The organism is Pseudoalteromonas sp. G5_S1_14_S5 (assembly GCF_054968605.1).
Genome location: NZ_JBQKUM010000118.1, coordinates 1 through 8310, shown reverse-complemented (window position 1 = coordinate 8310; position 8310 = coordinate 1). Strand labels below are relative to the sequence as shown.

Annotated in this window: 6 protein-coding genes and 3 pseudogenes; 7 read left to right on the top strand and 2 right to left on the bottom strand. The window is 44.5% G+C overall.

What is annotated here, in order from left to right; all coding sequences use genetic code 11:
• Positions 1-478 precede the first annotated feature (478 nt).
• From tnpA to tnpC, 6 genes and pseudogenes are all read left to right on the top strand, one after another.
• The gene (tnpA, locus tag ACTRWI_RS21380) at positions 479-790 is read left to right on the top strand and encodes an IS66 family insertion sequence element accessory protein TnpA (RefSeq protein WP_499133739.1); all 312 of its coding nucleotides are present in this window, start codon (positions 479-481) and stop codon (positions 788-790) included.
• A complete protein-coding gene (gene tnpB / locus ACTRWI_RS21375) occupies positions 787-987 on the top strand; it encodes an IS66 family insertion sequence element accessory protein TnpB (RefSeq protein ID WP_499133738.1) in 201 nt (66 codons plus the stop codon). The genes tnpA and tnpB (ACTRWI_RS21375) overlap by 4 nt, the downstream gene beginning before the upstream one ends.
• Before the next feature lie 511 nt (positions 988-1498).
• Positions 1499-2527, top strand: a complete 1029-nt coding sequence (gene ltrA, locus ACTRWI_RS21370) for a group II intron reverse transcriptase/maturase (RefSeq protein WP_499133737.1) — start codon at positions 1499-1501, stop codon at positions 2525-2527.
• The gene (locus ACTRWI_RS21365; protein WP_499133736.1) at positions 2464-2763 is read left to right on the top strand and encodes a group II intron maturase-specific domain-containing protein; all 300 of its coding nucleotides are present in this window, start codon (positions 2464-2466) and stop codon (positions 2761-2763) included. The genes ltrA and ACTRWI_RS21365 overlap by 64 nt, the downstream gene beginning before the upstream one ends.
• Before the next feature lie 27 nt (positions 2764-2790).
• Positions 2791-2997: pseudogene (gene tnpB / locus ACTRWI_RS21360) on the top strand (IS66 family insertion sequence element accessory protein TnpB); the annotation flags it as partial.
• Positions 2998-3057: 60 nt separating this feature from the next.
• A pseudogene (gene tnpC, locus ACTRWI_RS21355) lies at positions 3058-4407 on the top strand (IS66 family transposase); the annotation flags it as partial.
• A gap of 257 nt (positions 4408-4664) precedes the next feature.
• Here tnpC and ACTRWI_RS21350 read toward each other — a convergent pair.
• Positions 4665-5783 (bottom strand): IS110 family RNA-guided transposase, encoded by a 1119-nt coding sequence (locus ACTRWI_RS21350; RefSeq protein ID WP_499133735.1) that lies wholly within the window; start codon positions 5781-5783, stop codon positions 4665-4667.
• 45 nt (positions 5784-5828) lie between these two features.
• Between ACTRWI_RS21350 and ACTRWI_RS21345 the strand changes: the two are divergent.
• Positions 5829-6017 (top strand): annotated as a pseudogene (locus ACTRWI_RS21345) (transposase domain-containing protein); the annotation flags it as partial.
• A gap of 97 nt (positions 6018-6114) precedes the next feature.
• Here ACTRWI_RS21345 and ACTRWI_RS21340 read toward each other — a convergent pair.
• Complete coding sequence (locus ACTRWI_RS21340) at positions 6115-7587, bottom strand: MATE family efflux transporter (RefSeq protein WP_499133734.1); 1473 nt, start codon at positions 7585-7587, stop codon at positions 6115-6117.
• Positions 7588-8310: the final 723 nt, after the last annotated feature.

Genomic DNA, 8310 nt, shown 5'->3' with positions numbered 1-8310 from the left:
AATATCCGTAAGCAAAAAGGTATTTGCGAGCGCTTCCATAAGACCATCAAACATTCCTAATGTTATACGCTCATAGGGTAATAACTAATACATGGAGCCTGGAGATAATACTTGGCAATGTATTTCATGTTGGTACTGATAGTTAGGCCTGTCTGTATTGTAAGTCTCAACTGAGTTGTTTACTCATAGGCTAACAGCAGTAAAGGACGTCCGTTTCTTAGACTCTCTTTTAATCCCTTTTTAGTTCTAACTAAGTAACATTTAAAACTCGTTTAGCCTGATTTATGAGCTATTTGAAATCGATATCATCGAGGCTAGATTTAGATTTTATTGGTTATAAAAGTCGCATTTTACATGGATTGTAGTCGATTGGAACTTGCTGGTCTGGACCCTGATTGGTAAGCACTCCATAAAACCCGCATTCTAATCGCCTAGCGCGAAGAATAAGATCAAGTCTCCAACCATGAGGAGATTTGAAATGGGAAAACGACACACTAATCAAGAATGGCAAACGCTCATCGAGCAGTCTGAATCGAGTTCATTGTCAACGCTTGCATTTTGTAAGCTTAATGAACTCAATCCCTCGACGTTTTATGCTAAGCGCCAGCAACTCAAAAAAGCAGATGTCTCTCAAGGCTTTGTACGGGCAGAGATCGTCGAAAAAACAACGAAATATCAAGCTCAAATAGCCACCGCTAACATGACACTTCTCATCCATGATGTGGAGTTGAGCATTCCTCAAGGCACGCCCGCTGCCTACCTAGCGGAACTCATTGGAGCCTTGTCATGAAACATATGCTCAGCGCACCAGAGATTTATCTGTATCGTGAGAGTGTCGATTTTAGAAAGTCCATCAATGGCCTCGCGGCAATTATCGAAAGTGACACCGATTTACCCTTGGGAAGCGGCGCACTGTTCCTGTTCACCAATAAACAGCGCGACAAAATCAAAGTGCTGTACTGGGGTGTGCCACGCACAAAAGGTTAAGTCCTTTTGGAGCTGTGCTACTGATGGGAGAAGGCCTCCCGAAATCTGCCTGTAGGGGTTGGTTTCAAACCGCCAAGTGCTGCTGTATTTAAGAGATATGGTAGTGAGCGACTTTGGAAAAGGTATCAATAAGATATCAGGTATGAATCAAGAAGATGAGCGAAAGCGAACCGTTCGATGACGCATCGTCAAGCATTAAGTATTGTCAAAACTAGGGTCGCCCAGTAGTCCTAGGATAAGCTGAAAGGAAACCTACTTACTGTTTCAGTGGCAATCGGTGTATAGACGGCATGAGCTTGATTTAGGCGGTAGTACGGAACGTGGGAACCTGTATTTGAATGATAAGGAAAATGACAAATGGCAAACACCATGAGGAAGAATACCGATGTCAAATACAGGGGCGGATCTGCTCGTAGTAGTGACGATGCATCTGTAATGGATGCGGAGCGAAGGGGTAGCGTTATCCAGTTGATGAAATCTAGTCAACCTAGCAGAGCTAGGAAGGAATAATATGGCATCAGAAAAATCGTTTGATATATCGAAACAACTCGTTTGGAGGGCCTATCAACGTGTAAAAGCTAACAAAGGTGCGGCGGGTGTAGACAAAATCTCTTTGTCTACATTTGAGCAAAACCTGAAAGGAAATCTTTACAAGATATGGAATCGTATGTCGTCAGGTTCTTACATGCCACCGCCTGTTCAACAGGTAAATATACCGAAGAAAGATGGTGGTACAAGGAGTCTAGGTGTTCCTACGGTGTCAGATCGCATTGCTCAGATGGTGGTCAAGATGCAAATAGAGCCTGAGATCGACAGATGTTTTCATTCTGACTCTTACGGTTACCGTCCAGGGAAATCGGCACTACAAGCGGTAGATAAAACTCGGTTGCGGTGTTGGCGAATGGATTGGGTCGTTGAGTTTGATATCAAAGGTGCCTTCGATAATATCGATCATGATCTGCTGATGAAAGCGGTACGTCATCATGTAAAGATAAAGTGGGCTTTGCTGTACATCGAAAGATGGTTAAAAGCGCCAACACTCAAGGTCGACAATGTCATAGAGCCCCGTACTCAGGGAACGCCACAAGTTGGTGTAATAAGTCCGTTATTGATGAATCTGTTCATGCATTATGCGTTTGATATTTGGATTAGTAAAACCTCTCCCAAATGTCCATTTGCTAGATATGCGGATGATGCGGTTGTTCATTGTCATTCCAGAGCACAAGCAGAATATCTGCTGCGGGCGATTGGAAAGCGCTTGAAGGAGTGTAAGCTTACTCTACATCCAACAAAGTCAAAGATTGTGGACTGTAAAGACAGTAACCGCTCGCTTACTTACCCAACAACGCAGTTCACTTTTCTGGGGTTTAATTTCAGACCAAGAAAAGCAAGCAATAAAGAAGGTAAGTTGTTTACAAGCTTTTTACCTGCGGTGAGTAACGAAGCACTGAAGTCCATGCGGTCACGCATTAGATCGTGGCGTTTTCAAAAAGGACGCCTGCGACGTTGGAAGAGCTATCACGTTTATATAACCCAATAATACGGGGATGGTTCCAGTACTATGGATTCTTTTATCCAACACAAATGCACAAACTGGCAGACTATCTGGAACTCAGATTAAAGCGCTGGGCAAGGCGGAAATACAAACGCCTTGCGGGGCATAAACGGAAAAGTGCACAGTGGTTAAGGCATGTAGCCAATAGTAGGCCAAGCCTATTCATCCCTTGGCACTATTTTAAAGATCAACGATTGGGTAATGGGAGCCGTATGATATGAGAGTATCACGTACGGTTCTGCGAGAGGCTAGAGGTGAGACTCCTCTGGTCTACTCACCATAAAACTGGCTTTGCGCTTTGGTATAAACGCCTTGAAAAAGCCAAGTATAAATGGCCTACAAAAGAGAAAAATGAAGTGTTTACCCTGACTCAATTCGAGCTTGATAGACTGCTTTCTGGCTTCACGATTATCGGCCATAAACCCGTTCAAATAAACGATTTTACAATGACTTAATCGATAATAAAGCCTTATCTACCAAGCGTTAACGGCATGATTTTTAGTATAATAAATGCCATGAAAAAGACGCCAAATATTAACCCAGAAAGCCAAGATGTTGCCAAGCTACAAGCGATGGTGAAAGCCCTTCTGCTCTCTCAGGAGTGGAAGGAGTCTCAATGGCAACAAGAGCGTCAATCCTTACTCGAACAGCTCAAGCTGGCCTTCGACCGTCAGTTCGCGAAACGCTCCGAGGCGCTAAAGCCTTACGATGAATCTCAAGGTGACCTCTTCAACGAAGTGGAATGTGAAGCCGCTAAGGAAGAAGAGGTTGAAGTGGTCACGACGACCACCACAACGAAGAAGCGTGGTAAACGCAAGCCACTTCCAAAGACTTTGCCTCGTGAGGTTATCGAACTCGATTTAGACGCCCATGAAAAACAGTGTGCATGCTGCCAACATAGTCTGCATAAAATCGGTGAAGACCGCAGTGAGAAACTTGAGTTCTCACCAGCTGTGCTCAAAGTGCTGGAATATCTTCGTCCTAAGTATGCTTGTCGTCAGTGCGAGCAAACTGAAGACAAAAGCCATATCGTTCAAAAACCAACGCCCCAGAGCATCATCCCTAAAAGCTTCGCGACAGAAAGCTTACTGGCCAATATCATCCTTGGTAAATATCAACACGCAATGCCCATTACCGCAAAGAGTCGCTGTTTACTCAGTCGGGTATTGAGCTATCGCGAACTACCATGGCAAGGTGGGTTATCCAAGTCAGTGAGAAGTTCAAACCCCTCTATGCCGCCTTAAAAGAGCATCTACTTCAACAAGTGGTGGTTCAGGCAGATGAAACGCCGCTCAATGTCCTCAAAGAAGATAAACAGTGTTATATGTGGCTCTACTGCTCGGGCGCAGACTCGCCCGACGCTGCACTGCCGAATGTGAAGAATATCGCCTTGTACGACTATCAAAACAGTCGCGCGAGGGCATGCCCTGTTGCCTTCTTGGGGGATTGCAGTGGTTATTTGCAAACCGATGGCTATGGTGCCTATGATGGTCTTCATCACGTAACCAATGTTGGTTGCTTGGCGCATGCACGGCGTAAGTTCATGGATGCTAAGAAGCTTCAAGGTAAAGGTAAGTCAGGCAAAGCAGATAAAGCGCTGGCCAAAATCCAGAAGCTCTATGGGATAGAATCGAGCTTAAAAGGTGCGACTGTCGAAACACGAAAAGCAGAACGTCAGCAGCATGCCAAGCCGATACTGGATGAGCTGTACGAGTGGATGTAGCGTCTAGCTCGCTGGGCAAGGCGATAAAATACACGCTCGGCCATGGCCGAAACTTATCCGCTATATCGATGACGGTCATTTATCTATCGATAATAATCGTGTTGAACGTGCCATTAAACCGCTGGTCATTGGCAGAAAAAATTCTTATGACCTTTTTCAAGTTTTTCGACAAAATCTCTCTCTCCTCAGTGAGACGAGGCATGTTTTCAACGCTGGAATTGCCTGAAAGTGAATCAGCAATTACTTGGGTTATACACACTCTTATTCGGGGAGCTTTAGCCCCAACATGGTATTCGTAATGAGTTTACCTCTATCTGGCTGCTAGTATCTAACCAAGTGGTCGACTTAAATTCTTGACGAGGATTACTCACCTTGAGCTTCTTCACTTTCAGGCAAATTTTATACTCTCTGGGTATGTGTAGTTACTGCAATATCCCACATAAAACCAAGCAACTCTCTTGCGACAGCAGTAATGGCGACTTGTGATTTCTTTCCCTTAGCAACTAAGTTCCGGTAGCGAAAGCACAGCCTTTGCTGGGCCTTCCAAGAAATATCTTTGGCCGCTTGGCAGACGCTGTCGGGACGGTAAGTCACTAGCCAGTTACCGACCTTCGCATTATTTCTATAAGCCCATGCGGCCTCATACAGCAGCCGTCTTAACTCAACATTACCAGCTTTAGTAATTCCAGATTTCCGAGTGGTATTACCACTAGAGTGCTCACCAGGTATTAGGCCAAGGAATGCCATAATTTGCTTTGGATTACTAAATCGTGAAAAGTCTCCGAGCTCAGCAACTACAGAGATAGCGATAGTACGCCCAACACCTTTCAAAGCTTGTAGCTGATTGACGAGGTTGTATAAAGACCAGTTGGGGAGTAATCGATCAATTTCTTGGTCTAGTTGCTCTATTCGATTTTCTATTTGCTCTAAGCTCTGCCGATAATGCTCGTATGCAATTTGCTGAGAAGCGATAGGGAAAGATTGATTTGCGAGCCATACTCGATGGCGAACGGTCCACATTTTTTTCTCGTAACGCTTTCCTGTTCTCAGAAGAATACTCTGGATACGTTGCTTAGCAACCTTGGTATCTTTTTTTGCACAGCTTCTAGCTCTAACTAGATCACGCATAGCTTCATGTGTCATGTCGGGAGCCCAGACATCAACCAACTCACCAGCCCTTAATAGTCGTGCGAGAGCAACAGCATTTCGATGATCATTTTTGATCTTATTGGTTGGTATCTTAGGAATTCTAGAAGGGGCCACAACAGTACAATCTATATTCATACTCAGCAGCAATCGATATAGGCCATAACCAGTAGTCCCTGCTTCATAGCAGACAAGAATTGAACCGTGGAGGTTGATGAGCTTCTTCATCAGCCGAATGACGGAGTCTTTTGCTGAAGAAATATTCCCATAGAATCGAACTTCCCCTTGCCGTTCCGGGTTTGCGACCGCAACGGCAATAGTGTCCTTGTGTACATCGAGCCCAATGTAAGCAGAATAGCTGACAGTTTTCATATTGATGACCTCCAAAACGCACCATAGGTAAGTTTTAGTATATAAGGTCATACCATCTGGCTCTTCTCGAACACACCAAATGGTGCTGATGCGAGCGCGATGCTTTACAGCATCGTGGAGACTGCAAAAGCCAACGGCCTTATCCTCTATGACTACATGGTCAAGTGCATGAAAGAGCTCGCGAAAGCGGAGCCTGATATAGATGCGCTCCTACCTTGGAACTTCAAATATTAACAACATCGCCTCGTGGGTTCATGGGGCGCATACCCTGATTGAATCAAGCCTACAGCTTCTAATCTCTAAAAGTTGATTCTGATTTAATCAGAATTAACTAAATCAGTTTTTTAAGCCAAATCTCCTTACGCATTCTCCTCAGCATAACCATAGCTTTAGCTACTTCTTCCAAAGTGAGTCCTACAAAAGCGCCAATAAGTCCACCATCGAATACGATGCCAAGTACATAAGATGCAGGAGCCCCAATTAATAAGAAACAACCTAAAGTAATGTACATCATGCTACCCGTATCTCCCCCGGATCGTAAAACGCCTGCTACAACACTGTTGATTGCAAAAGCGGTTAAGGAAGCCGATGCGATCCACAGACAGATTTGCGCCAAATTGTGTGTCTCGGGTGCAATTTGGTATAAGTTAAGTACATAGCCCGAGCCTAGAGCCAGCAATATTGCTGGGAGCAGCATGACCACTACTCCTAATAAAAGACCAGTTCGGGCGGACATCCGCGCCCGCGTCATACTTCCTGCCCCCAGAAGCTGTCCAGTGAAGATTGCTGTCGCTTGCTGTATGCCATTCGCAGGTAACAGGGCTAATCCCTTGAATGTTTTAATTATGATGAAAGCCGCAAATGCTTGAGCGCCAATCGCATTCATTACCACAACGTAAAATACCTGTGCTGCCTGCCAAACAAATCCATCCACTGACATAGGAAGACCTATTGCGAGAAGTTCTTTTAATATATTGACGGTTGGTCGGGTAAGCTGGCCTGCCCAGGGTTGATGTTTCCTCAGCGATAGAAATATCATAGTCAAACCGCCTCCAGCGAAGCAGATAGCTGTTGAAATTGCCGCTCCTTGATAACCCAGAGGCTGTAAAAATGGTTCAGTTAGTTGCGGAATTGCACCGCCAAATATAAACACCCAGTTGCCTATTACGTTGAGGATGTTGAAAATCAGAAAAACCTTTACCGGTGTTTTAGTATCGCCAGTAGCTTGAAATGCCGCTGCTAGTACATGTTGCATCACCCACAGTGGTATAGCCCAGCCAATGATGCCTAGGTAGGTTCCTGCCAAAGGGGCTACAGCAATATCTGGTACCGGAGGGTTAAATAGCTCCAGAGTGATCAGGGCTGCCAGCCATTCACCTCCGATTATAAAAGCCCCCGCTAGTATGGTGCCACCAATAAGAGCCGTGAGTGCGAGCGTTGACAGAGTCCTGCCGAGTTGTTCTTTTTGGTCTGCACCGAAGTGTTGTGCCATCAAGGAGCCTGCACCCATAGATAGCGCGGCCAGCAAGAGGCTTCCAAAAGCCAACAATTGGAAACCATTACCTATTGCTGATAGTACTTGCTCACCAAGCTGTCCAACCATAAGGTTGTCGACAAAACCCATCAATGAGGTCAGTACTGCCTGTAACATTAAAGGCAAAGCTAGGTATAGTTGTGACCGGCTTTGACGACTTCGCAGCAACCGCAACATGTTAGGGAACAGTTTCGATATTATTTTGGATGAAAGGCCCGACGCGCTCTCTTTTCCTGTGGCTGGTAGTTGCCTTACAAGTGCGTCTTTCATTTAGATAACTCCTTTGGTTTAGTAAAAAGCAGTTGTTTCAAAAAGCTCAGTCGCTACTTTACAAAAAAGATTTTATCGTGACTTGTAAACCGTGAACCTCAGAACTATTCCCAGATGGCGACTGTATTTTCTGATATGCAGTTATTTGCTTATTTGTAAGGCGTGGACACTAACACTCGGTTATTCCAAATACAAGCAACATTACTCAAACTCGTTAATATTTAACAGAAAAGTGATCGAATTGTGGAGCGAATGTACAGCTGTCAGGTTTTCGCTTCCCAGAAAGAGCAGTAATTTTGAGCCATTCTCTTTTCGATAGAGGTTGTTGTGAGCTTTGTTACATTTTTTGTCGATTCAGCCAGTAGTTCCGGTGGCTTTGCCTTTTATTCATGTTCCTTTATTGGGATACGTAGGCCGAAAGCGCGATGCTGTTGATTGAGATGTTAATAATATTTTTAGATAAATCATGCGATTATAAATAAAAAATATATAAATAAATCAAATGGATTGGTTGATGTTATTATGCATGTAGATTAGTATGCCTCTCGTGGCATACCAATCAGTACCTCTGCAACTTAGTCTCTCGGAAGATTGCTGGCGAACAAATTAAGGAACTAGTCGAATGGTTATCAAATCTCTTTTACCGCTTTCTTCTGCTCAGGAGTCAGCGAAAATTCAAGGCACCTCGCAGCTGGACGTTGTCGAGCTAGCTCAGTTGCAGAT

What these genes read in the sequence shown, in the direction of transcription:
- tnpA (WP_499133739.1), top strand. Translation starts at nt 479, where the DNA reads ATGGGAAAACGACACACTAATCAAGAATGGCAAACGCTCATCGAGCAG.
- ACTRWI_RS21350 (WP_499133735.1), bottom strand. Translation starts at nt 5,783, where the DNA reads ATGAAAACTGTCAGCTATTCTGCTTACATTGGGCTCGATGTACACAAG.
- ltrA (WP_499133737.1), top strand. Translation starts at nt 1,499, where the DNA reads ATGGCATCAGAAAAATCGTTTGATATATCGAAACAACTCGTTTGGAGG.
- tnpB (WP_499133738.1), top strand. Translation starts at nt 787, where the DNA reads ATGAAACATATGCTCAGCGCACCAGAGATTTATCTGTATCGTGAGAGT.
- ACTRWI_RS21340 (WP_499133734.1), bottom strand. Translation starts at nt 7,587, where the DNA reads ATGAAAGACGCACTTGTAAGGCAACTACCAGCCACAGGAAAAGAGAGC.